The following is a 26072-nucleotide window of genomic DNA, read 5'->3' on the forward strand; positions in this document are numbered from 1 at the left end:
TTCAAACTATTCAGCGGCGGTGGCCGCAGCATCCCAGTTGGCATTGGTTTCGGGTGCGGTTTTGGTCTGTTGTTCAGCCTGGGTAATGCCGTTTTGCACGTGTTCCGCCAGGACCGAGACATTGGGCACCAGCACCATGCTGTCGTGGTCGCCCGGCACCTCGACCACGCGGGTTTGTGGCGCCCATCTGGTCCAGTCGTTGTCGTCAAAAACATATTCGCGTTCCGAGCTGACCCATTGGCCATCGGATACTTTCCAGTGGCGATCCAGTGGTGGGCGATACAGGGTTATTGGGCCTGACCAGGGTTTCAGGTCATAAGTTTCCAGCGCCTCGCGGAAGGCGGCTTCGATCTTGTGGTTGTTGAAATCCACGCTTGTGTTGTCGTCGACCGGTTTGGGGCGGCGTTTTTCGATCTCCCAACTGATCCTTGCCTTGGCCCATTCCGCCAAGTAGCCAATGCCCTTTTCACGCAGCAGATGGCCCTTGATCAGGGCCTTGTCGCGTTTGGTCAGCTCGGGGCGCATCGGCAGCGGGGTGTCGAGCATGACTAGCTGAGCGACGTCTTCTCCCTGATCCTGTAGCTGCTGCGCCATCTCATAGGCGGTGATGCCGCCGCCGGAATAGCCCCCCAGCAGATAGGGGCCTTGGGGTTGGATCTGGCGGACCTCGGCCAGGTAGTCCTGTGCGGCCTCAACCATTTGGGTGTGAGGTGCCTCGTCTCCGATCAGGCCACGGGCCTGCAGTCCGTAGACGGGGCGATCACGACCAACCATTTGCGCCAGATGGCGCAGGTTCAGCACGTTGCCAAACATGCCCGCCACAAGGAAGAACGGCCTGCGTCCGGTGCCGTCGCCAGAGTGCAGGGTGACAAGATGTTTAAACTGCAGGGCGGCTTCAGCTTCGGTCGCAGGCTCGTCCGACGTGATGCCGCCACCGGTGCGCTGGATAATCAGTTCACCCAGTTTGGCCACACTTGGGGCCTCGAACAGAACCGAGATTGGAAATTCCACGTCAAATTCACGTTTGACCTGCGCAAACAGGCGGACTGCGATCAGGGAGTGCCCGCCAAGATCAAAGAAGCTGTCTTCAATCCCGACCTGTGACACGCCAAGGAGGGTGGCAAAGCAACGTTCCAGCTTTTCCTCAACCGGGTTGCGCGGGGCGACATAGTCGGTGTCCAGTTCCGGGCGTTCAAAGCTTTGTGTCTCACCCTTGGCCGTTGCAGCGGATTGCGCGGCCTGGGTGATCAGCGCAGGCAGATCGAGCGAGGAAACCACGACTTGGGGGAGCCCGGTGGCCAGCGCTCGCGACAGGGCCTCACCGCCGTCGGCGGCAGTGATGCCGTTGGCGATGTTGATCTGCAGGCGCTGTTCTTCGGGTGACAGGGGCTGAGCGTTGCTGGTTTCGGCAAGGCCCAGTTTGGCGGCACTGGTGTCGGCCTCTTCAGCGCCAGAGAAATCGAGCGCGCCGTCCAGACGTTTCATCTGGAAGCCTTGGATGTCGACCAGAACCGTGCCCTTGGCATCGGTCAGGGTGATGTCGAAGGTGGCGAAACCGTCGGAGGAACTGTCGGCAAGTCGCATGTGACTGCGGATGTCTTGGGGCAAGGGTGCAAACACCCGGATCGCGCGGTAGGATACAGGAACCCACAGGGTTTTGCCACCATAGCTGGGCACCAAATCAATGGCCCAGCCTGTGGCGAGGTCCAGTAGACCGGGGTGCAGCAGGGTGCCGTCGTTTTGCGCGATGTCGGGCAGGTGCAGATGCGCCAGTCCTTCGTCATCGCCCAAGGCCGTTTGCTGTAGCACGTGCCAGCGGGGGCCGAATTTCAGATGCTGTTCCTGAGGGGAACGCAGACGGTCACCGTTTGGTGTTGTGACACGCGGGCAGCGCGAGGCGATGGAATTCAGGCTCAGCGGTTCTGGCTGCGGTGTATCTAGCGTCAGCACCAAAGAGGCCTGTGCATTCAGGGCATAGCCCTGCTGTGCTTCGGCATGAACGGCAAAGCCATATCCCTCTTCATTGGCTTCCAGCCGCACCAGAACCTCACGCGGGGAGTCATCCTGTATCCGCAGCGGACACAGAAAGTAGAGGTCGCGGATCTCATACGGGCCATCGACGCCCTGCGCTGCCAGCGCTTCGGCTGCGAGTTCGATATAGCCGGTGCCGGGGACCAGAGCGGTGCCATCGGAGGTGCGGTGGTCATTCAGCAGCCAGTCGCCTCTCCCAGTAAAGGTTGAGGCAAAGATGCGGTTGCCAAAGGCGTCAAAGCCTTGGCTTTGCAGCAGGGCCTGATCACAGGTGCTGCGTTCGGAAGGGCCATCGGTGCCAGTACGGCTGGCCATTGCCTCGGCTGCCATGCCGGTATCAGCCCAGACGCCCCAGTCGACTGCCACAACGCGTGTTTGGCCGCCCTGGCGGTGTTTGGCCCAGGCGTTGAGGTACTCGTTGGCGGCGACATAGTCGATCTGCCCGGCCGGGCGGGTGACGGTGGACGAGGATGAGAACAGAATAATCAGGTCCAGTGTGCCATCAGGGAACAGGGTGTCCAGCACCCGCAAACCACTGACCTTGGGGGCAAAAACCTCGGCAATCTGGGTTTCCGTTTTGGCCAGGATTGGCCCGTCGTTGATCTTGCCCGCGCCGTGAATGACACCAGTGAGCTTACCAAGGGCCTCTTCGGCCTGAGTGACGGCGGCTCGCATTTGGTCGCTGTTACAGACATCGGCGGCCAGCGGCAGAACTTGTCCACTGGGGATCTCTTCTAGTGCCAAAACGGCGCGGATGCGCTGGGCGGTTCGGTTGGCGGGGCTGTGGCTGGACAGGTAACGGTCCCATTGGTCGCGCGGCGGCAGCCCGTCGCGCGAGATGAGCGAGACCTTGGCGCCATGGTTGCGCATCAGATCGGCGGCCACGGTTAAGCCGATGCCGCCATAGCCGCCGGTGATCAGATAGTGACCGCCGGTCTTGAAAGCTGGGGTATCCGCCTTGGGCAACGGGGCCGGGCGCCAGGTCTGTTCGTACCGTTTGTCGCCACGCCACAGGGCAGTGAGGTTAGTGGGTTCAGCCATCAATTCTTCGAGAATGCGAGGGGTGATGTCTGTATCTTCATCGGCCTTGAAAGGGCTGCGCCAGCCGCTGCTGTCTTCAGGCAGTTCGATATTCACGGTGGCACAGGTCAGACCCGGAAGCTCGCGCGGGATGACACCGGCGGGGCCAGCGATCATCGCCTTTTCGGGGTAGGGCAGAGGCTCGTCGCGGTGTTGTGCAGCGCCGGTGGTGAAGATGTTCAGATGCACCGGGGTGGGCAGGTCGATATTGCCCAGTTCCTGCGCCAGCGCGGTCAGCGAGTAGAAGCCAGCCTCGAGGTTGTGGTCAAAGAAAGAGGAGCCGGGGCGGAAGTTCTCATCCTTGCTGACCAGCCAGAAGTGACCAATGCGAGAGGGCAAAAGGTCAGCCTCACCCAGATCTGCCAGCAGGGCCTGATAGCCATGCCGCCCCTGTTCCGGAGGGAGCACGTAAGAGGTGTCAGACAGCTTGGAGTAACTGTCGCCGGGGCGCACCTGCACAATCTTGTGGCCAGCCGCGAGCAGGGGCTCGGCGGCTGAAGTCGCAACACCTGTTTCATCTGCAAAGAACAGCCAGGTTTGCGGGCCGCTAGCCAGTTCTTTTTCAACATCCAGCACGCAATCGGCCAGACGGGGCCGCCAGGCGGGGCGGTATCCCCAGTCAGCGATATCAACGTGACGGGCGGGCAGCGGTGTGTCTTCGGTTGCGGCCTGTTTGCCCGGCTCTATGAAATAGCGGCTGCGTTGATAGGCATAGGTGGGCAGGGGCAGGCGATTGCGGCGGGCCTCTCCCCAGATCTGATCCCAGTCGGCATTGACGCCACAGGCCCACAGACGGCCGATCACGCCAAAGAAATAGCTGTCATCCGCCACGTCCTGTTCGGGGTGGCGTAGGCTGCTGAGAACTTGGTTCGGGGCCACGTCGGGGGCCATCTGGGCCAGTGAGCTGAGCGCCTTGCCCGGTCCGACCTCAAGGAACACTCGGTTTGGCACCTTGGCCAATGTGTTGATGCAATCGGCAAAATGCACGGTGTTGCGCAGCTGACCTGCCCAGTATTCTGGGTCGGTGGCCTGTCCATCGGTCAGTGCCGTGCCGGTGCGGTTAGACATCACCGGGATCTGCGGCGGGTTCAGCGTTAGCTTGCCCAAGAAGGCGCGGTAGTCGTTCAGGATGCCATCCAGCATCCGGCTGTGGGCGGCGATGTCGATCTGGATGCGCTGGTGGTCGATGTCTTGCTCGCCGAGCTTGGCCGACAAGGTGTCCAGCGAGGCCTGTGGGCCGGATACGGCTGTTAGATTCGGCGCGTTGACGCTGGCAATATCGAGGTCATTGCTGATCAACGCCTGCACCTGATCAAGTGGCAGCGAGATCGACAGCATGCCGCCAGCAGGCACCGTGTCAAACAGGCGACCGCGCAGCAGGACCAGATCAATGCAGTCTTCGAACGACATCACGCCAGCCAGGCAGGCGGCGGTGTTTTCGCCCATGGAATGGCCAACCAAGGCGGCGGGTTTGACGCCCCAGCTGATCCAGAGTTTGGCCAGCGCATATTCAATGATCATGATCAGCGGCAGCTGGGCCGAGGGCTGTTGCAGGCGGGCGTTGGCGGCCTTTTCCTGGCCATCCTCGGGCAACCACAGGGCGCGGATGTCATAGTCGAGCTGCTGTTGCAGGTGGTCCAACCCGCGATCCATCCAGTCGGCAAATTCTGGCTCGGTCTCGTACAGATCGCGTGCCATGCCTGCGTATTGCGCGCCACCGCCGGGGAACATGAAGACGGTTTCTGGGGCATCGCCAAGATGATCGTGATTGAAGACTTGCCGTGGGTTGTTTGCCTCCAGCATCTCAGCCGCTTCAGCAACGGTTTCTGCAACCAACACACGGCGTTTAGAGAAGCCACGGCGGCCCTGCTTAAGGGTCCAGGCGACATCCGCCAGGTCCAGATCTGGATTGGCGCGCAGATGTGCGGCGAGTGCTTTGGCGTTGCCTTCCAATGCGCCTTTAGACTGGGCTGAAAGGCACAGGATATGAAACGGGAAGTCACTTTCTTCCGACGCGACACGTTTTGGGGCTTCTTCCAGCACCATATGAGCGTTGGTGCCGCCCACACCCAGCGCATTGACGCCAGCGCGGCGCGGGCCCTTGTGCGAGGTCCAATCACGCAGGGTGTCGTTCACCCGGAACGGCGAGGTTTCAAAGTCGATTGCCGGATTTGGGGCCTCGTATCCCAAGCTGGGTGGGATCTGCTGGTGATGCAGCGCCATGGAGGTTTTCACCAACCCAGCCACGCCAGCGGCGGTGTCCAGATGGCCGATGTTGGTTTTGACCGAACCGATGCGGCAATAGCCGGTGTCATCGGTGCTGTCGCGGTAAGCTTCAGTCAGGGCTGAAACCTCGATCGGGTCGCCCAGATAGGTGCCGGTGCCGTGGCATTCGACATAGTCCACCGTATCCGCTGACACATTTGCGGACTTTAGCGCCATGCGCACAGCCGCAGACTGACCGTCGACTGAGGGTGCCAGATAGCCCGCCTTGGCGGCGCCATCGTTATTGACGGCGGATCCTTTGATCACCGCCCAGATGTGGTCGCCATCGGCTATGGCATCTTCGAGACGTCGTAGCGCAACCGCGCCCGCGCCAGATCCAAACACCGTGCCCTGGGCTCGGTGGTCAAAGGCGTGGCAATGGCCATCCGGCGACAGGATCTCGTTTTCCTTGAACAGATAGCCGCGGCCCTGTGGCAGTTCGATGGTCACGCCACCCGCCAGCGCCATGTCACATTCGCCCTCGCGCAGGGCCTTGCAGGCGTAATGCACCGCCACCAACGAGGTGGAGCAGGCGGTTTGCATGTTGATGGATGGACCGTGCAGGTCGAACACATGGCTGACGCGGGTCGACAGGAAATCCTTGTCGTTGCCGGTATGGCGCAGCAGGAACATGCCCACATCGTCAACCAGATTGGGGTTCGAACAGATATTGAAATAGAAATAACTGCCCATGCCACAGCCCGCATAAACACCGATTGGCCCGTTGATGCTTTCTGGTGGATGCCCGGCATCTTCCATTGCCGACCAGGCAACTTCAAGAAATTTGCGATGCTGCGGGTCCAAAATGGCCGCCTCTTTGGGGCTGAATCCAAAGAAATCAGCGTCGAATTGATCGAACCCCTGCAACAGGGCAGCCGAAGGAACATAGTTGGGGTGGGCCAGGTTTTGTGGGCCCTCACCAGCGTCAAGCAGGGCTGCCTCATCCAGCACAGTGATCGATTCAATGCCGTTTTTCAAATTACTCCAGAACTCGGCGGCAGAGTCGGCTCCGGGCACACAGACGGATTGCCCGACAATGGCGATATCTCCGGTTGCCGGGGCCCCAGAGCGAGATGTGCTGTTCTGTGTCGTCATCGTCTGACCAAGTAACCCTATGCCAAGGTACCCGCGCGTCCGCCACGTACATAGTGTCCACCAGTGTCGTGACCAACCCAAAGGGTGTAAATTTTATCCAACCAGAGAGTTTCTCCGGGTCGAGCGTCTACCAATGCTGACTGGAATGGAAATGCAGGCCGCAATTCCCCCACCGGCAGCCCCGCAAGTTTCGTCAACCTATGCGGCCCGGTTATGAACAGAATGTGTTCAATTGGGCCGCAAAAGCGGAAACAATGCGGCATTACATGATTGAGCGCGGTCCTGTTGCGGTATCACCGGCCAGGGCCTGTTTGCCACCGAACAGAGGGCGTCGGGCAGTGTCAAAATCAGGAAAGCGTAGCCGTTCGGCGTAGCCCAAAACAGCCCCGGCGCAGAGCCAGGTAAAAGGGATCAGCGTTGCGTTCAGCAGCATGTCCATCATAGTTGCCGCCAGCATCAGAGCGATGGGGGCGACATAGACAGAAATGTTCTGATCGCTCTTGCGGCGGACCTCGACGGCCAACAGGACCAAAGGGGCAGCCAGAAGCCCCATTTCTGCAATGTAGCCGATCCAGCCAAAGGCTCCAAAAGTGATGATCCAGCGGCCATCGGGGATTGATAGGATCTCGCCAGTCTCAAAGTGGCGGATCAGGTTGCGGCCCCAGCCGCCCCAGCCAAACCAGGGCTTTTCAGCGGCGCGTTCCAGCAGAATACGCTCGTTATCAAAGCGATATTCCAGCGACTGGGCGCGTTCGGCGCTGATCGCCTCGGCCTGGGCTAGGATCGCCTCGGTGGGGATCAGGCCCAGATTGCGTAGCATTGGATAGATTACCGCGATCAACGCCAGAACTAACGCCAGACGGACCTGCCAGCGCAGTGGTGCCAGCGCGATCACCGGGGTAAAGGCCAGCCCATAGGCCAGCGAGGCCATGCTTTTGCACAGCACCAGAACCCAGAACAGATAGACCGTGGCCATGACAAAGCGCGTGCGGTCTTTGCCGGCGGCAGAGCGCGCCAGCGCGGCGGCAGCCAGCACCGAGGACATGATGAAGAAGGCCAGCCACAGCCCATGGGGCAGGAACACGATGGGCCGGAAGCCGCCCTGGCGCATCATTTGCTCAAAGCTGTGCTGGAAAAAGCCATAGATCCAGACATTCATCTGCGGGCTGAGCCGGATTTCGATCAGCGAGGGGATCGTATAGACGAGCCCGGCCAGCATCAGCGCCAGTAGCAGTTCGCGCATGCCGGAGTGGGTCGACAGGTATTTGCGTGCCATGAAAAACGGCAACAGAACAATGGCCTGGTTGATCATAACAGACCCCAAATCGCGCCAGCGCAGGCCCGGCAGGGAATCTGTGATAAAGACAATGGGTTCCGAGTTTTGGATAACGCGGAACAGAATCGGATCGCCATTGGTGAAGACTGTTGGAATGACACTGAGCATGAAGCCTGCGACGAGGATGCGCACGATCAGATGCCGGGGCCAGAGCGGCACCGGCTTTTTCACAATCAGAACGCAAACCAGAAAGGCGGCAACCGAGGGAATGGTGAATTTATCCATGTCGGGCACCAGCGGCAGATCAAATTCAGCCAAAGGCGGGAGCAACAAGTAGCCAGCCAGAATGCTCCACAGAATAGCCCGCTCGACAGATAGGCGACGAAACAGCCAGACCGTGACCAGTGGCCAGGCCATCAGCATTATGTAAGCCAGAGCGTTGGGCATCAGAGAGGAAGGCCTGCTGGGTTGCGGTATGCGGCGCAGTCTAGCGGTTGATTACGGCCAAGTCATGGCGTGCAAACAACGTTTTGTATTGGTTGCAACTGATGGCTAGCGCTGTGGGCGCGGGCAGCGTATGCCATGAGTGGATTTTTACGGAGAGGCCCACGTGCAGTTTGAATTTCACGGCAAAGCCATAGCGATCAGTATGCCCACACGTGCGGCGTTGAAGGTTGAGGTTCAGCAACGGTTTGAACAGAAGCAGGGCTTTGCGCTGGCCACCGTCAATCTGGATCATCTGGTCAAGATGGGGGACTCGCAGGCTTTCCTCGAGGCCTATGCACAGCAGGATCTGGTGGTGGCGGATGGGCGCCCCATTGTCTGGCTCTCCAAACTGGCGGGGCACCAGGTAGAGCTGATGCCGGGATCGGACATGATCGAGCCACTGTGCCAATGGGCGGCCAAGGCAGGTGTTCCGATGGCGCTGGTGGGCAGTACGGAGGTTGCGCTAGCGGATGCGTCGCGGGCTTTGCAAGACAAGGTTGCGGGGCTGGATATAGCCTTGTGCCATGCGCCGTCAGGCGTGTTCGACCCGGCAGGGGACGAGGCGGCGGAGATTTTGAAGCTGTTGCAAGACAGAGGTATTGGTCTGTGTTTCCTGGCACTTGGTGCTCCGAAGCAAGAGCTGCTGGCAGCGCGGGGGCGCGCTCTAGCACCGGGTGTTGGCTTTGCCTCAATCGGGGCAGGGTTGGACTTCTTGGGCGGGCATCAGCACCGCGCACCCCTGTGGATGCGCAAGCTGGCGCTGGAATGGCTGTGGCGTGCGCTGAGCAGCCCGGCGCGTATGGTACCACGCTATGCGCGCTGCATAGCGATTTTGCCGCGTCAGGTGGTTTTGGCTTGGCGGGCGCGTAAGGGAAATCTCTAAGAGGCCTGTGGAAAGCCATATTAGCGCTCTTCACGTCCAGAGGTGTTTATCGGCAAAGATGGCAGACACCACGGCCAAAGCCCGTTTTTGCTTGGCTCCATAGTAGTCTGTCCCAAGCCCCATATGCTCGGTTTCAATCTGGACCAGATACCGGACGACTTCAGTTTCAGGTTTACCAGCTCGAAGTTGGCTCGCTGCATTCAGCAGGTAGCTGTCATATTCATTGGCAAAAGGTTGGATGTTTGGTGTGTCCCAGGTTTCACCAGCTGGCAGCAGGCCGATAGGGTCCCAGAGCGACCAGCCAATGTCCCGCAATCTAGAGAGCTTGATCTTTGGTCTTGGGCTTTGTGAAGACACTCTACATCCCTTGATTTCTGTGTGTGGCGCAGTGTCGAGAGGCTACTTATATTCAATAAGCCCGTGCTTTTTGCCAGTGAAACGATGCCAGTGATATTCCAGCGCGCCCAAGGATTCGGGAAATTTGCCCAGCACCGTGAAGAGTCCGCCTCCCCAGCCCATGCGCCGCGACAGGCGGAGAACTTGAAGTGGGTAGACTAACAGAGCCAACAGCATCCAGTTGGCGAGCAGGCTGGACAATGCAATCGCTAACGGAAGACCGAAACCCCAGAGCAAAGCCCTGCGGGTTTCCGCCACCCAGTGCCGTTCCGGTGGCGCGCCGTGGAGTGTTGCGCCCTCGGCAAAAGCGTATCCGGCGCGCCGGGTGCGGGTCCACCATTGGGCAAAACGGTGCATTTGTGCATCGTGCAAGGTCATCTCTGCATCCAACCGCCAGATACGCCATCCTGCAGCGCGTAGGCGCACACAGAGTTCAGGCTCTTCGCCGGCAATCAGGTCTTCGTGGTAGCCACCGGCCTCGTTCAAGGGAGCGATGCGCATCAGGGCGTCACCGCCACAGGCTTTGGCTTCTCCCACCGGGGTGTTCCATTCGTCGTCGCATAGGCGGTTGTAGATTGAGGCTTCGGGGAAGCGTTCGCGGCGGCGGCCACAGACAACAGCGACGTCAGGGTGTCCGGCGAGAAAAGTGCTGGCTGTTTCGACCCAAGTGGGATCAACGATGCAATCGCCGTCAACAAATTGGACCAGAGTGCAATCCTGGCTCAGTGCCGCCAGCCCAGCATTGCGGGCGCGGGCGGCGGTAAAGGGCTGGGACAGGTCGAGATCAATGACATGTGCGCCAAGATCACGGGCGGCGGTGGCGGAACCGTCGGTGGAGCCGCTATCGACATAGACAAGCTGTTGCACGTGGTCCTGTAGTGAGGTTAGGCAGTCGATGAGACGTTGGCCTTCATTCCGGCCAATCACAACGGCGCCGATCATTGTTTTTCCCCTGCAATATGGGCGTTGTAGCTGTCAGATCCCATCAGGAAACCTTGGGACTGGAGCGAGGTGACACCGGGATAATCCTGCGCTGTTTCGGACCAGAGCGACAGGTCGGGAACCTTTTCCATGCGCTGGGCGCGCAGCTTGTCCTCGCCATGCTGGATGCTGGCACTTGCCAGGCTAGCGCGGTCGCGGGCGGCGCTGTCATTGGCGAATTTGTAGTGTTTGATGACGGCGGATACATCGGCGACAGTTACATTTGCGGAACAGTGCGGGTGCACGCCGGGTTGGACTTGATCGCCGACAAACACCAAGGGGTGCTTGCTGAGACAGCAGTTTTCGTCAAAAAACGTGCCGCGCACCCCGCCGAACAGGATCTGTGTTTCGGGAACGCTGAGCGTGTTTTGGCGAAGGAAATAGGAAATTCCGGTCTTTGGATTGGTATAGTCAAGGCGGTGCACATCCGTGACGTCGCAATAATGAAACTGCTCGAGTACCTGATTGTAGGGGAGTTTTGCCACTGAGTTCAGCGCCGCCTTGGGAAACATTTCAAGCATCTGTGCCATCATGGCAGTATAGCCCTGCTGCTCAAGATATTTGATCAGGCCCGCCAGGCCGATCTGGTCGCGGCCCTGGAAATCAAAGATCTCGTCCATGTCCACATAGAGACACCAGCGATCGCGGCAATAGCGTTCGGCGGCGGCGCGGCGAAAGTCGTTTTCAAACGCCCCCCACGGCAGGTCGGATTGCAGGATCACTGTACCGGGTTGGGCGCGAATCAGATCCAGGGTGTCATCGGTTGAGCCATTGTCGATAAAGACAAAATAGCGGATGCCAAGGCTGCGATAATGGTCAAAGAAGGCTGGTAAGTAATAGGCCCCATCGCGAACCAGTGTAACAACGGTGACCTCGTCTGCGGCGGCAGTGGGGGTTGAGGGCCCGTGGATTTGGCGCAGTGAGGCGCGCAGCCGGGCCTGGTGGCGCATGCGCGCCAGTTTGCCACCGATCCGTTGCCACAGAGAATTTATGGTGTTTTCCATTGTTGCAAGTGCCCATCGCTGACTACTGGCGCCAAATTAGGCAAATGCGCTGTGTCTGCAAGCATTTGTGCCCGGATCAATTGCATTTGAGGGAGAGATGCAGCACCATTTGTTTTTGAGAATTTGCAACAAGGGTGCAACTGGATGGATTTGGATGTCACGGTACTGGTTGGTGATGTTGGAGGCAGCAACACGCGATTGGCATTGGCGGGGCCTGAGATTGGGGTCACTGCGCTGAAGAGTTTTGACAACGACAGCTATACCAGCCTTGAAGATGTGCTGACGGCTTATCGCGCACAGCCGGATCTCCCTGACATTCAAGGTGCCTGTATCGCGGTCGCTGGCCCTGTCTATGGCGACGAATACAGGTTGACCAATCGCGATTGGCACGGGGATGCCGGTGGTTTGGCCGCCCGATTGGAATTGCCGTCGGGTGCGCGGATGGATCTGATCAATGACCTAGCGGCTTTGGGGTATTCCTTGCCGGTGCTGAGCCCAGGACAACTGTCGTCATTGCGGGCCGGCGCGCAACAGGGACATCAGTCATTGGTGGTCGGCATTGGCACAGGGTTCAATGTGTCACTGGTAGTGGGGAATCAAACCGCAGGAGCGGAGCTGGGCCATGCCAGTCTGCCAGCCTCGGTTTTTACCAGGCTGGAAACTTCATTGGGCCATTGTCCTGATGAGTTTCCAAGTGTCGAAAGCCTGTTCTCGGGGCATGGGCTGGTGCGCTTTCATCAAGCGATGAGCGGCCGGGCGATTGCAGGTGGCGCGCAGTTGATGGAGGAGTATTTGGCGGATCAAAACAGTGCTGCGGCCAGAACCGTTGTGACTTGGGCTGAACTGTTAGGGCTGTTTGCTGCCAATCTGATCCCGACTTATATGCCGGGGCAGGGGCTGTTCTTTGCGGGCAGTGTAGCGCGTGGGGTGTTGGGATCACCTGCACAGGCCCATTTTCTAGAGGGGTTCTCGCAGGCGGGTGGATTGCTTCAGACGCAAAGTGAGCAGACGCCGCTGTGGTTGATCACCGACGATGCGGCTGGTGTAAGCGGGTCAGCGCGGGTGGCGCTAGAAGCTGTGCAAAGGACCCAGCCAACAATTTGATTTATGCCCTGTGTTTATGAATAGGGGTGCGCCCGAGCCTGGGTGGGTGCGAATGCGCCCTCCCAGGGGGAGGGGCGGGCGCGGCCCGGCCTTACGGCCAGGCGGCAGGGCGTTGTAATCAAACAGCGTAGAGAGGCTGAATTTTCGTTTGAAAGTCTAATAGTCTTTCTTGAAAAACAGCCCCAAGCCGGTGTCGCCATCACTTTCAACAGTACCGGTGACGGTCACATTGCTGGTCACATCCAGATTGATGTTCAGCTCGCTCTCGCCTTTGGTGTTGACGTTGAAGTCCGTGTAGATGTTATCGGCGACATAGCCGCCCAATCCCAAGCCATCAAAGCTGAGTTCGGCTTCATCCGCACCCGTTTCATCGCGCAGCGCGCCTTCGGTTTTGCCGCCACGGCCGCTGAGTTCACGCATGGACGCCGCCATACGGGCCAGAGCCAGCGGTGAAAGATCCTCGATATTGTCGCCAAACAGCAGCAGGGCCAGTGCCTCTTCGCTGGGGCGGGCAGGATCTGAATAGACCTTGATCACCGGCGCGTCGATCAGGCCTGAAATTTCCATGGTGGCCGAGCCTTCGGAGGTGCTGGCGGTGGATTTGAAGTCTAGATAGGGCACCAGATTGCCTTGCAGCGTAACCTTGCCCTCGTCCAGTTCCAACCGGCGCCCCAGCAAGTTGAAGTTGCCTCGGATCAGGCCGATTTGGCCGGATGGCGCCAGATTTGTGGTGCTGCCACGCACATGAATTTGGCCACCCAACTCGGCTTGCAACCCACGCCCACGGGCAAAGATACGGCCCGGTGCGTTGATCATGATATCCAGACCAATATCCGGTCCGCTGCCCGGTTGGGCCTGATCAATCAAACCGGCGTGAACGCGGGTGCGACGCGAGGCGCTGGGCTCGTTGATGTGACGAATAGGCGGAATGGGGGCTGAGGTGACGGACCCTCCAGCCGCAGCCAGATTAATATTGGTTTCGCCAACGTTGATATGACCGCGCAACTGCCCATTGCCCGCGAGGGGACCGGTATAGCCAAGTGCGCCATTCAGGACAGTTTCATACATCAAATTATCGGTCAGGATCACGCTATCAAGTGCGACCTGAACATTGCCGTCGAAAGGGGCGGTCAGCGAGACTGGCCCTGTAATGCGAACACCTCCACCGGCGCGGGGCTGGGCCGAGACCTGAATATTGGCCCGCGACTGCGCAATGGAAATGGTGGCGGCAATGGCTTCGATTTGCTGCTTGGCGGAAGGGATCGCCAGCGTGGTGCCCGACGTTGTGAGGGTGCCGCTGAGGTTTTCCAGCGCAGGTGCGCCGCGTAAGGCCATGTCGAATTCGCCCAATCCGCGCACCGAATTGGGTTTGATAAACAGGTTGGCCGCATCCAGGCGCAGCTTGCCCTTGGCATGCATGTCGGCGCTGGCTGTGGCCTCGTTCCAGCTGCCTGCAACTGTTGCGTCAATACCGGCCGGGCCGACAACACCGCTGTCGACCTGCCAGATCCCCGAGCGGCGGCTGGCGGTGCCCTTGGCGGTCAGCGTGCCGCCAAGTTCGGGTAGGAAGCGTTGCAGCTCTTCCAGTGCGGCGTCAAAAGTCAGGTCGGCATTGCCGTTGCGGTCAACAGAGCCGTCAAGTGTGGCAACCGAGGCATTGGGGCCTTTGAGCTGGAGCTTACCCGCGAGCGTTGTGCCATCTCGAGTGATATCGGCATCTAATGACAGGGGCCCCGAAGTTTGCGGAATCAACGAGGCAAGTTCGTTCAGGCGGGCGTTGAGTGTCAGCGTACCGGTTGTGCTGCTGAGTTGGCCATTGGCGCGGGCTGACAGGGCGGGGTTGGTGATGTCGAAGTGATCCACCCGCAGCCCCATGGTGTCGCGGGCGGCTTGCAGGTTCAGCGTGCTAACCCCGGCAATCAGCGGGTCAATCTGGGCGATTCCGCTGCTGAGATCCTTGGTGCGTAGGGCCAGATCAATGTTGAATGTTCCTGACAGCGGCGCGGCGTGGCCTTTGATGTTGGCGGTTACCGCACCGCCGATAGATTGCCCGGCCAGTCCGGAAAACCGTGCCATATCCGCCGCGCCTGCTTGTAGATCCGTGGTGATCTTCAGCCCGGTTTCCATTCCTTCGATCTGCACGTCTCCGCTGGCCTGATAGTCGCTGCCGCGCAGGGCCATATCGGTGATCTGCAGGGCGCCATCACCCTGAGCCGAGAGAGTTCCGTCAAAGGTGACGTTGCTGCCCAGAGCCTGTGCCAAGGCCGGATCGACAGGTTTCACACCCGATAGCGCGGCCTGAATGTCGCCGGTGATGGCCAACCCATCTGCTTGGTCCAGCGTGCCAGTGGCGTTGAACTGCGCCTCAGTCAGGGAGAGGGCCGGGTGGCTGAGCCGGTCCAGCAGGGCATTGACACGCCAGTCGGAACTGGCGGTTTTGTGGGCGGTCAGCTCAACCCCGGCTACTGTGGTTGTACCACCCGCCAGTGGGAGCAAAACAGCGGCTTGGCCCGCCGGCGGGGTGATAGCGGCCTTGATGTTGGCGGTATCGAGCACGCCACCCGGTGCCAGGGCCAGTGCTCCGGTCAGTTGCAGCGCCTGCGTGCGCAGCACTAAATTGTCCAGCGTGATGCGACCGTCCGGGTCGGTGTCGCCTTTTAGGTTGGCGCGAATGCCTTCGCCAAAGAAGGGCCGGTAGTCTGGAGGCAGAAGGGGATCGATATTGCCGCCCAGATCTGCCAAGAAGGCGATGCCTTTCGGGGTTTTGGAGTCGCCTGTGTCCAGTGCAGAAAGAACCACTTGCCCGCCCAAGCGGCGGGCTCCATTGGTGTCGAGCTCGATATTGGCATTGAAGTTGTCAACTGGGCCGGTGCCCTGGGCCGACAGGCGCACGGTTGGGCGGCCGGGCAGGTTCAGCGCGGCTGAAACCAAACCATTGGTGGCTTCCTCTAGTGTCAGGTCCAGACTGATCACGCGGGTTTCATTGACATAAGCCGCATCCAGCCTCAGCACGTCACCGGGTTTGTCGAGCCGTGCCACCAGAAGGTCGCTGTCCAGCGCGCCGTCTGCCAATTTGAGCGAGCCGTTCAGCGATAGACTGGCAGCCGTGCCCAGCAGGTCTTGGCCCAGGTCGATTTTACCGACCGAGAGTTTGCCCAGCTCCACCGCCACGGGCAGTTCGGGCACCTGAAAGGGTTTGGCCTCGGGGGTGGGCAGTTCTGGGTCTGGTGGAACTGGTTTGGGCGCGCGGGCCACAATAATGGAGTCGGCAGTCAATGCGTTGACGGAAAACTGTCCCTGAACCAGTGCCAGCCGATTCCAGTCAAGCACCGCGTTGTCGATGGTTAGCCAGACGCCATCTTCATCCGAGACTGTAATCTGTTTGATTGTGGCCGATGAGGACAGCGCACCTTCGAGTCCGATGACGCTGATCTGGCGATTATCGTCAGACAGGGTGTCCTCTAGGAAGCCAACCAGAAATCCACCGGACTCTTCGGATTTCTGATCCTGTGCAGACAAGGGAGCAGCAACAAGTGCCCCGGCAAGGGTATATGTGATGAACCTGTTCAAAACGACTGTCCTATACCAATATAGAATTGCCAGCCATCTGTGCTGCCTCCATCAACTGGATAGGCCAGATCCAGACGCAGCGGTCCAATGCCCGACACATCATAGCGAACCCCAATCCCGGCGCCCGAGTGGCGTTGAGAGGAACTGGAGACAAAGCTGTTTTCATCCACAAGACCCAGATCGTAGAAACCCACCAATGAGATTTTGTCGGTGACTTTGCCGCGTACCTCGGTAGACAGGGCAAGATAGCCTTTGCCGCCTGCAGTGCCACCTGCGACAGGCACCCCAAGCGATTGGTATTCGTGTCCGCGCACCGACCCGGCCCCACCCGAGAAGAACAGTTTGGTTGGCGAGACATCTGCGAGGGACGGGCCGATGACCGACCCCAATTGCATCCGCCCCGCCAACACAACACTGTCCGAACTGCTGAGGCTGTAGTAGAGGCGACCGTCGAGTATTACCTGTGCGCCGGATTTGCTGCCGTCGATACCGATGAAAGGCACAAACCGCGCATCCAGATAATAGCCACGCGTGGCGCTGACGCGGTTGTTGCGGCGGTCACTTTCAGCACGCAGACTGCCCTCGATGTATTTGAACCGGCGTTTGCCAAACACGTCTTCGGCAAGGATCGACTCAAATCCGATTGAACCTTCGGCAAATAGGGTGTCTGAAAACACCCGGCGTACACCAATGGCGCCGAGGCCGCGGGTGGCTTTGTAGTGTTCTTCGTCCAGGCGCTCGACTTCGAGCAGGTAATAGGTGTTGTCATCCGGGCCAAGCGTGGCAGGGCGATCAAGTCGCAGGGCAATGCGCCCATCCAGATCACTGTTTCCGCCCAGTCCACTAAGACGCAGTTCAAACCGCAGTTTTTCGGCATTGCCAAACAGGTTGCGGTGCATCCAGCTGCCGGTCAGCTCTAGCCCGTCGCTTGAGCTGAGTTCAGCCCCGAATGTCAGGCGGCGCTGTGGTAGGTCTTCGAAGGTGGCGGTGATATCCAGTGTGCCGTCGGGGTTGGCCAGTTGGGCCTCGGTAAGAGACACGGATGAAAACGTGCCGGTGCGGCGCAGACGGGTGCCAACCTTGGCCAGGGATTCGGGGTGATAGACCTCACCTTCGGGGAAACCAGCGATGCGGCGGATGGCATCGGGATTTACAGCGGTTTCGCCCGCTTGGTTCAATTGGCCAAACCGCAAAAGAGGGCCAGGGTTCATGTGCAGGGTAGCATCGAGGCGTGCCTGTGCATGGTTGGCGGTGATGTCTTGGTTCTGCAGGACAACCTTGGCGTGACCTTCGTGGCGCCAAGCTTTGAGCCCGGCTTGATTGGCATCGCGAATGGCACCTGTGGTGGCCACCTCGCCGTTGGCAAAGCCGTCGGGCATCTCCACCTCGCTCGGCTCGGGCAAGGGGGTGACAAGCGCGGTGCCAAAGGTGAACCGAGGGCCCGGATTTACAGTGATGGTGATGGTGTCGATGGATCGTGGCGGGTAGAGCGGTTGGATTGCTGCAGCCTCGCGACCATCAAGCTGGATGCTGACCTCGGGCGAGAAATAGCCGCTGTCATAGAGAACCTGCACCAGAGTGCGATAGTCAGACAGGGCGGTCGCAAGCAATCCTTGCACATCAATATCCGAGGGGACGGAAAACACTGCCGAGGCCCCGCGCAACCGCTGGGTCAGCTCTTCATCAGCGCCCGGAGCGGAAAGCGTGGTACTGGCAGCCCAAGCAAAGCCTGGCGCAGCAAGCCCGCAGAGGCTGAAAAACAGTGCACGCGCAAATTTTCGCGGGCTGGAAAACAAATACATCGGCGGGCTCCGGGCTGCCTGTAATACACAACCCGCCTCGCAAATATACAGAGACTCATGGGTTGAGATCAGGGGTATCACACCATGGGTGGTGGTAGAAGCCGGGAAATCGCCTTTGGGGCGCTAGATTTGGGTGCCCTGAAAAAGAAAACCCGGCCAGGTGGCCGGGCGGAACAAAGCTTAGATGTCGCTTGCAGTTACGACTGCGCTGCACGGAACCAGCGGCGGATTGCGGCGCGGTCTTCGGGCTCCATAAAGGTCACATTTGCTGGGGGCATGGCGTCGGTTACGCCCGAATGCAGATAGATCGCCTCGGCCTGACGGGCCACGTCTGCCTCGGTTTCTAACAGTACGCCCTTGGGCGCACGGCGGATGCCATCATAGAACGGCTCGCGTGCGTGGCACATCGAGCAGCGGCCCATGATCATCTCATGGACCTCTTCAAAGCCTTCTGTCTGGGCCATCACCAGCGCGGTGCCGGTCAGTTTGGCCTCTTGCCCTTCGTCGCCTTCATACTCCAGCCCAAAGGTCGACAGGATGATCACGCCGAGGAACAGCAGAGCAGTGACCAGCCAAGTCCAGGTCGGGTTGCCAGCGCGAGCATGGTGGGTGTTGAAGTAGTGGCGGATGGTTACACCCATCAGGAAGACCAGCGCTGCGATCAGCCAGTTGTACTCGCTGGCAAAGGCCAGAGGGTAGTGGTTGGACAGCATCAGGAAGACCACAGGCAGGGTTAGGTAGTTGTTGTGGGTCGAACGCAGCTTGGCAATCTTGCCGTATTTGGAGTCCGGGGTGCGCCCGGCCTGCAGGTCTGCCACCACGATGCGCTGGTTTGGCATGATGATGAAGAACACGTTGGCCGTCATGATTGTGGCGGTAAATGCACCCAGATGCAGCATCATGGCACGACCGGTGAACACCTGGTTCAGCGCCCAGCCCATCACCACGAGCAGCACAAACAGAAGTACCATCAACAGGGTGGGTTGTTCGGCCAGGCCGGACTTGCACAACCGGTCATAGACCAGCCAGCCCACCGACAGCGAGGCTGCCGAAATTGCGATACCCTGCCATAGTTCCAACTCAGCCTTGGCTTGGTCGATCAGGTACAGTTCACCACCAGCCCAGTAGACAATCATCAGCAACGCCGCGCCGCTGAGCCAGGTCATGTAGCTTTCCCATTTGAACCAGGTCAGGTGATCAGGCATTTCTGCCGGGGCCACCAAATATTTTCGGATGTGATAAAAACCGCCACCGTGGACCTGCCATTCTTCGCCGTGAGCCCCAACCGGAAGATCAGGCGCTTTGCGCAGGCCCAGGTCCAAGGCAATGAAATAGAACGAAGAACCGATCCAGGCAATTGCCGTTATTACGTGTAGCCAGCGCACTGCAAAGCCCAGCCAATCCCACATCATCACCAATTCAAACATTGGACGCCCCTTATTGTTATCTGCCGACACTCTAGGCAAAGCTTGGATTATTCGGTATTCCCGTATATTATCAAACTGTATCAAAAAAAATGGAACAATGTCCTATCTTGATAACATACGGACCTTTGTAAGGGTCTATGAACTTGGTTCGATGTCGGCAGCGGGCCGTGATTTGCGGATTTCACCAGCGGTGACCTCGGCACGAATCTCGCAGCTTGAGGATTATTTGGGGGTACGGCTGTTTCAGCGAACCACGCGCAATTTGACGGCCACCGAACAGGGCAAGGCGTTTTATGGTGGCGCGGTGAACGTGCTGGAGACGGTGGATGCGGCCGAGGCCAAGGTGATGCACCTGACTGAGGTGCCACGCGGATCTTTGTTCATTGCGGCTCCCTTGGGGGCAGGGCGACGGTTGGTTGCGCCGCAGGTGCCCGAGTTTCTGGAGCAGTTCCCTGAGATTAGTTTTCGGCTACGGATGACAGATCGGACAGTGGATCTGACCACCGAAGGTCTGGATATGGCGTTTTTCCTGGGCCAGCCGGAAGACAGCAATCTACGTATTCGCAAGATTACCGACTGTCAGCGGGTGCTGTGTGCCTCGCCGGAGTATCTGGCGCGGGAAGGTGTGCCCAATACAGCGGCAGAACTAGTGAGTGGTACCCATGATTGCCTGAACCTGCGTTTTCCCGGTGCGGCAGAATTTCAGTGGATGCTGCAAACAGATGAGGGACCCAAACGATACGCCGTTTCGGGTCGGTACGAATGTGATGATGGCGATGTGCTGACAGATTGGGCGCTGGCGGGGCACGGTATTGCGATGAAGCCGGTGTTCGAGGTGGCAGATCACTTGTGTAACGGTAGTCTTGTACCGGTCGTCACGCAGACGCCGCCGGTGCCGGTACAGATGGCCTGCTTGTATACCCACCGGCGGCATCAGGACCCTAAAACTCGGCTGTTCATGGACTTCATGACCGAACGCATGGCGCGCGCGGTACGTGAGGCTGAGGCGCGGGTAGAGCAACATCGCAACGCACAATAAGGTGCTACTCTTCGGTAGGATTTTCTGTCCCATGTTGACTGATGATTAACTTGTGGGTTAATTACTAGTTGGCGCAGATCGCGCCGTATTATCAACTAGGGGATTTCCAATGGCAGAGTTGTTTGAGGGCGTGAGCTGGGCAGGCGTTATTTCAGGAGCCGTCGCGGCGTTCTTGTTGGGATGGGCGTGGTACTCACCCAAGTTGTTTGGACCCAAATGGGCTGAAGGCGTTGGTGTTCAGATGGGCGAGGCAAATGAGATGCCAGCAGGGGCCATGATCAGTCAGTTTCTGGGGCTGTTTCTGTTCAGCTGGCTTGTTGGAGTGACTGCCGTCTCCAACGCCCTGCTGACCATTATCCTGGCAGTGGTTGCGTTTTCGGTCATGGGTTATGCCGGCGGTATGTTCCGCAAAAACAGCGCCTATGCGCGGGCGACGGATGCCGGATACTGGCTGGCCAGCGGTGTGGTCATGGTTATTTGTCAGGGGATTTTTTGATCCGTTGATGAGTTTCGCCTTAGAGCGGGCCGAATTGAGGACTGCGTGAGAATACTATGAGGGTCTCCCGCCTCTGAAGGCGTCTGTCGACGTATTGCAGAGTTTGGGCGTGGCACCGCGCTACGCGCGGTGCGGTGGCTAGAGACGGCTGAACTAAAGATACTGGTGGGTCTAATGCTGCATGTCGGTGCAGTTGGGCCCGCCTTGGCGTGTGATGCACAAGATTTCCCCTTGAAGCGGGTTAGAAGACAGGCAGGTTGTTATGTGTGTCTTGGCTGGGTTGGCACAGTGTTTTTAATGAGTATTGGAGTTCGCGATGGGCAACAAAGTTACATCAAGCAAGCCGAAAATCACCACCTATTCCGTAAAGGGCAAGACCCTGAAAGAGGTTTGGGATCATGTGCTTAAGGTTGGTCCCAAGGATCCTAATGACAAAAAAAAGGTTGCGGCATTGACGGCAACTACGATCATCGTTGCCGACAAATGGGATGCAGAGGTGCGGGGCGGGCGCTGTCTGAAGACGGGCAAGATCGAGACGCGTGTTGGCGTCAAGAACATGACGATGAAGGTCGAAGGCACCATTAAACTGCCAAAGCTGAGTGGGAACACTTTGACCAAAACGGCCAAGAAAGAATGGGACCGTTTTTTGGGCAAGCTGGACAAGCATGAACGCGAACACATGGTTGCCACCGAAAAACTGGCTAAAACCATGGGCGACGAGATTATGAAGATCGAAGGTGTCGGGCTGGGTGATGACGAGGATAAGGCGTTTGAGGCTGGCAAGGCTGCCTTTATCAAGCTCTATGTCGCCAGCTATGGCGGTAAGAAAATTGCCGAGCGCATTACCGCCGCTGCCAAGAAACTGGACAAAGCCAGCGGTCATGGGGCCAAACACGGTGCGGTGCTCAATTACGATATCACCTGAGAGGGTTTGGCCCGTAAGGATTAGCTGCCGCGATAGGTGGAGTATCCATAGGCCGACAGCAGCAGGGGCACGTGATAGTGCGCCTCCGCGTCGCTCATGCCAAAGCGGATAGGCACCAGGTCCAGGAACAGCGGATCATCCTTGGCCTGACCTGTGGCGCGCAGGTAGTCTCCAGCCTCGAACACCAGCTCGTAGGTGCCAATCGCAAAGTCACCCTGGGGAAGGATTGGCGAATTGGTGCGGCCGTCGTCGTTGGTTACGGTCTCGGCCAGTTTGCTGCGGGTCTCGCCCTCGATCCGGTAGAGGGTGATCTTCAGTCCCTCGGCCGGGCAGCCGCGGGCCGTGTCCAGAACATGCGTGGTCAGATAGCCGGTCATTGTATGGTCTCCTTTTGCCGTTTCAGTCCTGCCGTAGAGCGGGCGCACATGCAAACATGGCAATCTTGACAGTGTATTCGGGAAAATTTGAAAAACCCCGATCATTTTCTGCCATAGTAAGGGGTAACTCTTTAGGTTGAAAGGCCAGCCACCATGACCAGATACCCGCGCGACATGATCGGATATGGCGCAACTCCTCCAAATGCACAGTGGCCGGGCGATGCCCGTGTGGCCGTGCAGTTTGTGCTGAATTTTGAGGAAGGCGGCGAGAATAACGTTCTGCATGGGGATGCTGCGTCTGAGGCGTTTTTGTCGGACATTCCCGGTGCCGCGCCTTGGCCGGGTCAGCGCCATTGGAATATGGAATCGATTTATGAGTATGGCGCACGGGCTGGATTTTGGCGGTTGCATCGATTGTTCACCGGGGCAGACATTCCGGTCACCATCTATGGCGTCGCCAGTGCCTTGGCACGGTGCCCTGACCAGTTGTCGGCAATGAAGTCTGCAGGCTGGGAAATCGCCAGCCACGGATTGAAATGGGTCGAGCACAAGGACATGTCCGAAGTGGAAGAACGTGCCACCATCGCCGAGGCGGTGCGCTTGCATACCGAGGTTGTCGGCGAACGACCGCGCGGTTGGTACACTGGTCGCTGTAGCTCCAATACAGTGCGGTTGGTAAGTGAAGAGGGCGGGTTCGATTATATCTCGGACACCTATGACGATGATCTGCCACATTGGCGTGAAGAGGGTGAGCGGGATCAACTGATCATCCCTTACACGCTCGAAGCCAATGATATGCGTTTTGCCACCGCGCCGGGTTACACCACCGGTGAGCAATTCTTCTCGTACCTCAAGGACGCCTTTGATGTGCTCTATGCCGAGGGCGGGGAAGGCGCGGCCAAGATGATGAGCATCGGGCTGCATTGCCGTCTGATCGGGCGTCCGGGCAAGATTGCCGGGTTGAAGCGGTTCATCGACTATATCCAAGGATTCGAGGGTGTGTGGTGCCCACGTCGCATTGATATTGCCGAGCACTGGGCCAAGACCCATCCGCACCAGCGCTATGAACGCCCCAGCCAGATGGAACGTGAGACATTTGTAGGTAAATATGGCTCGATTTTTGAACACTCGCCTTGGATCGCCGAACGGGCCTTTGATTTGGAGCTAGGGCGCGCGCATGACACGGCTGGTGGGTTGCATAATGCGCTGTCACGTATGTTCCGCAGTGCCAGCGAAGAGGAGCGGCTCGGCGTGCTGACAGCGCACCCGGATCTGGCTGGCAAGCTGGCGTCAGCAGGGCGGTTGACGGCTGAAAGCACTGGTGAGCAAGCTGGCGCCGGGCTTGATATGTTGACGGACGAGGAACGCGAGACCTTTACCCGGTTGAATGGTGAGTATGTGACGAAACACGGTTTTCCCTTCATCATCGCGGTGCGAGATCACGACAAGGCCAGCATTTTGACCTCGTTCTTGCGCCGTATCGATAACAGTCGCGAGGTTGAGTTCGCTGAGGCGTGCAAACAAGTTGAGCGGATTGCCGAGTTCCGGTTGCGGGATGTTTTGCCGTCGTGATTATCGCAGCGGCAACCAATTTCTTAACTTACTTCCCGGATCGCACGCGATCCGGGATGCGCCCGCCCGCGCCCCAGGCGGGCGCTTACGCGCCCACCACGGGCGAACGCATCGCTATTGTGGAGTGTCAAATCATATGACCACAATCCTCACCCAACCGCTGACCGCCGCTGCCTTTGCCCCTTTTGGCGACGTACTGGAGCTAAAGCCACAGCCGGACAAGTTGATTAATCAGGGCCTATGTGGTCGCCACCATGATCTGGCCGATATGGATTTCCACGGCGGCCGTGCCGGGATCTCGATGTTTGATGCGCAACCGCGCAGTTTTCCCTACTCACTGGAAATGGTCGAACGCCACCCGGATGGTAGTCAGGCCTTTATCCCGATGTCGCAGACCAGTTTTCTGGTCATTGTCGCCCCTGACCAAGACGGCAAGCCGGGCACGCCGCTGGCGTTTGAAACAGCTCCAGGGCAATCGATCAACCTGCATCGCGGCACTTGGCACGGGGTGCTGACTCCGCTGTCGGCACCGGGAATGTTTGCTGTTGTTGATAGGATCGGCGATGGCGACAATCTTGAAGAACATTGGTTTGACACGCCTTATTCCGTGTCACCGCCATAACTAACCACCAATCAGGATCCAAAGCCGCCCGCAAAAAGAGGCAGCAAGGACCAACAAGGAACGACCAAAAGGGAGGACATTATGTCAATTGGTTCCATAGGGACGCCAGCACAGCTGCGCGATCCAAATTACACCCCGCCGCTGATGCAAGCGGTGCCGCTGGGAATCCAGCATGTGCTTGCGATGTTTGTTTCTAACATCACGCCTGCTATTATTATTTCCGGAGCCGCTGGCTTTGGTTTTGGCTCTGACGCAGGCGCGCAGGGCTTCCCGGATATGAGCTATTTGATCCAGATGTCGATGCTTTTTGCAGGCATTGCGACGCTGATTCAAACAATCGGTATGGGGCCAGTTGGCGCCCGCCTTCCAATCGTGCAGGGCACCAGCTTTGCCTTTATTCCAATCATGATCCCGCTGGTTATCGGCAAGGGCCCCGAGGCATTACCGGTTATTTTCGGCGGCGTATTGGTCGGCGGCTTGTTCCATGCGGCCTTAGGCACAATCATTGGGCGCATCCGCTTTGCTCTGCCGCCATTGGTGACCGGCCTGGTGGTGATGATGATTGGTCTTTATCTGGTGCGGGTCGGCATTGAATATGCCGCTGGCGGTGTACCGGCCAAAGTCTTTGGCAAAGAAGAATACGGCAGCGCGTTGAACTGGTCGGTGGCCTTGGTGGTCATTTTCTCGACCCTCGGATTCAAGTTCTTTGCCCGTGGCATGCTGTCGGTTTCTGCGGTGCTGATCGGCATCCTGATTGGCTATGTCTATGCGATGTTCTTTGGTCTCGTCACTTTTGAAGGTATCGGTCAGAGCTGGGCTCGCGCAGATGCTTTTGGTTTGCCCAACCCCTTTAAATACGGGATTGAGATTACCACCGCAGCCGTCATCGGGTTCTGCCTGATGTCCTTTGTCAGCGCGGTTGAGACCGTGGGCGATGTCAGCGGCATCACCAAGGGCGGTGCAGGCCGTGAAGCCACCGACAAGGAGATCCAGGGCGCGACCTATGCCGACGGTGTTGGCACTGCGGTTGCTGGCTTCTTTGGCGGGCTGCCTAACACCTCGTTCAGCCAGAATGTGGGTCTGATCGCCATGACGGGCGTAATGAGCCGCCATGTGGTGACAATTGGCGCGATCTTCCTGATCGTCTGCGGGCTGATCCCCAAGGTCGGCGCGGTGATCCGTACCATCCCAATCGAAGTTTTGGGCGGTGGTGTGATCGTCATGTTCGGCATGGTGGTGTCGGCTGGTATTTCGATGCTGTCCGACGTGAACTGGAACCGCCGCAACATGGTGATCTTTGCCATTGCCTTGTCCATCGGTTTTGGCCTGCAGCTCGAGGTGATGAACCTCAAGCCTGGCGCGCCAAACGCACTGCAGTATCTGCCGGATACTTTGCGCATCCTGGCGGCCTCGGGTATCTTGCCAGCTGCGCTGATCGCCATCGTTCTGAACCTGGTGCTGCCACAAGAATTGGCTGACGAGGCTACAGATGAAGTGTCGGGTGGACATGCCGGTCACGGAGAAGGCAGCCTGCCTGGCGAATAAAAAGGGCGCGGTGCGAGGGGCCAACCCCTCGCGCTCCCCAGAGTATTTTTACAAAGAAGAAGGGGCTGCCGGTTGGTGGCCCCTAATTCGTAAAAT

General features: G+C 58.6%; 17 protein-coding genes. 8 read left to right on the top strand and 9 right to left on the bottom strand.

Features of this window, described 5'->3' with window-relative positions:
- Window positions 1-6: 6 nt before the first annotated feature.
- Both AC2T28_RS15550 and AC2T28_RS15555 read right to left on the bottom strand, forming a co-directional pair.
- On the bottom strand, window positions 7-6471 hold the full coding sequence (locus AC2T28_RS15550) for a type I polyketide synthase (protein WP_486749548.1): 6465 nt from the start codon (window positions 6469-6471) through the stop codon (window positions 7-9).
- A 262-nt stretch (window positions 6472-6733) separates the two neighbouring features.
- Window positions 6734-8194, bottom strand: a complete 1461-nt coding sequence (locus AC2T28_RS15555) for a hypothetical protein (RefSeq protein ID WP_486749549.1) — start codon at window positions 8192-8194, stop codon at window positions 6734-6736.
- Window positions 8195-8396: 202 nt separating this feature from the next.
- On the opposite strand from AC2T28_RS15555, the gene AC2T28_RS15560 reads away from it, so the two are divergent.
- Window positions 8397-9116, top strand: coding sequence for a WecB/TagA/CpsF family glycosyltransferase (locus AC2T28_RS15560; protein WP_486749769.1), 720 nt, complete (start codon window positions 8397-8399; stop codon window positions 9114-9116).
- 30 nt (window positions 9117-9146) lie between these two features.
- Here AC2T28_RS15560 and AC2T28_RS15565 read toward each other — a convergent pair whose 3' ends face one another.
- From AC2T28_RS15565 to AC2T28_RS15575, 3 genes are read right to left on the bottom strand one after another with little or no spacing between them, the layout of a single operon-like run.
- On the bottom strand, window positions 9147-9473 hold the full coding sequence (locus AC2T28_RS15565; protein WP_486749550.1) for a hypothetical protein: 327 nt from the start codon (window positions 9471-9473) through the stop codon (window positions 9147-9149).
- A gap of 42 nt (window positions 9474-9515) precedes the next feature.
- Window positions 9516-10454, bottom strand: coding sequence for a glycosyltransferase family 2 protein (locus tag AC2T28_RS15570; RefSeq protein WP_486749551.1), 939 nt, complete (start codon window positions 10452-10454; stop codon window positions 9516-9518).
- Window positions 10451-11497 carry a glycosyltransferase family 2 protein gene (locus tag AC2T28_RS15575; protein WP_486749552.1) on the bottom strand — a complete coding sequence of 349 codons (1047 nt, stop codon included), beginning with the start codon at window positions 11495-11497 and terminating at the stop codon, window positions 10451-10453. The genes AC2T28_RS15570 and AC2T28_RS15575 overlap by 4 nt, the downstream gene beginning before the upstream one ends.
- A gap of 144 nt (window positions 11498-11641) precedes the next feature.
- On the opposite strand from AC2T28_RS15575, the gene AC2T28_RS15580 reads away from it, so the two are divergent.
- A complete protein-coding gene (locus AC2T28_RS15580; RefSeq protein WP_486749553.1) occupies window positions 11642-12601 on the top strand; it encodes a glucokinase in 960 nt (319 codons plus the stop codon).
- A 156-nt stretch (window positions 12602-12757) separates the two neighbouring features.
- On the opposite strand, the gene AC2T28_RS15585 is transcribed toward AC2T28_RS15580, so the two are convergent.
- The 3 genes from AC2T28_RS15585 to AC2T28_RS15595 all read right to left on the bottom strand — a co-directional run bounded on the left by AC2T28_RS15585 (window position 12758) and on the right by AC2T28_RS15595 (window position 19400).
- Window positions 12758-16171 (bottom strand): translocation/assembly module TamB domain-containing protein, encoded by a 3414-nt coding sequence (locus AC2T28_RS15585; RefSeq protein WP_486749554.1) that lies wholly within the window; start codon window positions 16169-16171, stop codon window positions 12758-12760.
- Complete coding sequence (locus AC2T28_RS15590; protein ID WP_486749555.1) at window positions 16168-17973, bottom strand: autotransporter assembly complex protein TamA; 1806 nt, start codon at window positions 17971-17973, stop codon at window positions 16168-16170. The genes AC2T28_RS15585 and AC2T28_RS15590 overlap by 4 nt, the downstream gene beginning before the upstream one ends.
- 197 nt (window positions 17974-18170) lie before the next feature.
- Window positions 18171-19400 carry a urate hydroxylase PuuD gene (locus tag AC2T28_RS15595; protein WP_486749556.1) on the bottom strand — a complete coding sequence of 410 codons (1230 nt, stop codon included), beginning with the start codon at window positions 19398-19400 and terminating at the stop codon, window positions 18171-18173.
- A 97-nt stretch (window positions 19401-19497) separates the two neighbouring features.
- On the opposite strand from AC2T28_RS15595, the gene AC2T28_RS15600 reads away from it, so the two are divergent.
- The 3 genes from AC2T28_RS15600 to AC2T28_RS15610 all read left to right on the top strand — a co-directional run bounded on the left by AC2T28_RS15600 (window position 19498) and on the right by AC2T28_RS15610 (window position 21860).
- On the top strand, window positions 19498-20439 hold the full coding sequence (locus AC2T28_RS15600) for a LysR family transcriptional regulator (protein ID WP_486749557.1): 942 nt from the start codon (window positions 19498-19500) through the stop codon (window positions 20437-20439).
- 109 nt (window positions 20440-20548) lie between these two features.
- On the top strand, window positions 20549-20935 hold the full coding sequence (locus AC2T28_RS15605; RefSeq protein WP_486749558.1) for a DUF1761 domain-containing protein: 387 nt from the start codon (window positions 20549-20551) through the stop codon (window positions 20933-20935).
- Window positions 20936-21251: 316 nt separating this feature from the next.
- On the top strand, window positions 21252-21860 hold the full coding sequence (locus AC2T28_RS15610) for a DUF922 domain-containing protein (RefSeq protein WP_486749559.1): 609 nt from the start codon (window positions 21252-21254) through the stop codon (window positions 21858-21860).
- A gap of 20 nt (window positions 21861-21880) precedes the next feature.
- Here the strand turns inward: AC2T28_RS15610 and uraH are convergent, their stop codons facing one another.
- Window positions 21881-22237: a hydroxyisourate hydrolase gene (uraH, locus tag AC2T28_RS15615; protein WP_486749560.1), complete on the bottom strand. Its 357-nt coding sequence runs from the start codon at window positions 22235-22237 to the stop codon at window positions 21881-21883.
- Window positions 22238-22390: 153 nt separating this feature from the next.
- Here uraH and puuE point away from each other — a divergent pair, with 153 nt between their 5' ends.
- The 3 genes from puuE (at window position 22391) to AC2T28_RS15630 (ending at window position 25976) form a co-directional block, all read left to right on the top strand.
- The gene (gene puuE / locus AC2T28_RS15620; protein WP_486749561.1) at window positions 22391-23809 is read left to right on the top strand and encodes an allantoinase PuuE; all 1419 of its coding nucleotides are present in this window, start codon (window positions 22391-22393) and stop codon (window positions 23807-23809) included.
- 136 nt (window positions 23810-23945) lie between these two features.
- Window positions 23946-24431 carry an ureidoglycolate lyase gene (locus tag AC2T28_RS15625; protein ID WP_486749562.1) on the top strand — a complete coding sequence of 162 codons (486 nt, stop codon included), beginning with the start codon at window positions 23946-23948 and terminating at the stop codon, window positions 24429-24431.
- An 81-nt stretch (window positions 24432-24512) separates the two neighbouring features.
- Window positions 24513-25976, top strand: coding sequence for a uracil-xanthine permease family protein (locus tag AC2T28_RS15630; RefSeq protein ID WP_486749563.1), 1464 nt, complete (start codon window positions 24513-24515; stop codon window positions 25974-25976).
- The last annotated feature ends 96 nt before the right edge of the window (window positions 25977-26072 follow it).

This window comes from Parasedimentitalea nitratireducens (assembly GCF_057444295.1).

What these genes read in the sequence shown, in the direction of transcription:
- AC2T28_RS15550 (WP_486749548.1), bottom strand. Translation starts at nt 6,471, where the DNA reads ATGACGACACAGAACAGCACATCTCGCTCTGGGGCCCCGGCAACCGGA.
- AC2T28_RS15555 (WP_486749549.1), bottom strand. Translation starts at nt 8,194, where the DNA reads ATGCCCAACGCTCTGGCTTACATAATGCTGATGGCCTGGCCACTGGTC.
- AC2T28_RS15560 (WP_486749769.1), top strand. Translation starts at nt 8,397, where the DNA reads ATGCCCACACGTGCGGCGTTGAAGGTTGAGGTTCAGCAACGGTTTGAA.
- AC2T28_RS15570 (WP_486749551.1), bottom strand. Translation starts at nt 10,454, where the DNA reads ATGATCGGCGCCGTTGTGATTGGCCGGAATGAAGGCCAACGTCTCATC.
- AC2T28_RS15575 (WP_486749552.1), bottom strand. Translation starts at nt 11,497, where the DNA reads ATGGAAAACACCATAAATTCTCTGTGGCAACGGATCGGTGGCAAACTG.
- AC2T28_RS15580 (WP_486749553.1), top strand. Translation starts at nt 11,642, where the DNA reads ATGGATTTGGATGTCACGGTACTGGTTGGTGATGTTGGAGGCAGCAAC.
- AC2T28_RS15590 (WP_486749555.1), bottom strand. Translation starts at nt 17,973, where the DNA reads ATGTATTTGTTTTCCAGCCCGCGAAAATTTGCGCGTGCACTGTTTTTC.
- AC2T28_RS15595 (WP_486749556.1), bottom strand. Translation starts at nt 19,400, where the DNA reads ATGTTTGAATTGGTGATGATGTGGGATTGGCTGGGCTTTGCAGTGCGC.
- AC2T28_RS15600 (WP_486749557.1), top strand. Translation starts at nt 19,498, where the DNA reads ATGTCCTATCTTGATAACATACGGACCTTTGTAAGGGTCTATGAACTT.
- AC2T28_RS15605 (WP_486749558.1), top strand. Translation starts at nt 20,549, where the DNA reads ATGGCAGAGTTGTTTGAGGGCGTGAGCTGGGCAGGCGTTATTTCAGGA.
- AC2T28_RS15610 (WP_486749559.1), top strand. Translation starts at nt 21,252, where the DNA reads ATGGGCAACAAAGTTACATCAAGCAAGCCGAAAATCACCACCTATTCC.
- uraH (WP_486749560.1), bottom strand. Translation starts at nt 22,237, where the DNA reads ATGACCGGCTATCTGACCACGCATGTTCTGGACACGGCCCGCGGCTGC.
- puuE (WP_486749561.1), top strand. Translation starts at nt 22,391, where the DNA reads ATGACCAGATACCCGCGCGACATGATCGGATATGGCGCAACTCCTCCA.
- AC2T28_RS15625 (WP_486749562.1), top strand. Translation starts at nt 23,946, where the DNA reads ATGACCACAATCCTCACCCAACCGCTGACCGCCGCTGCCTTTGCCCCT.
- AC2T28_RS15630 (WP_486749563.1), top strand. Translation starts at nt 24,513, where the DNA reads ATGTCAATTGGTTCCATAGGGACGCCAGCACAGCTGCGCGATCCAAAT.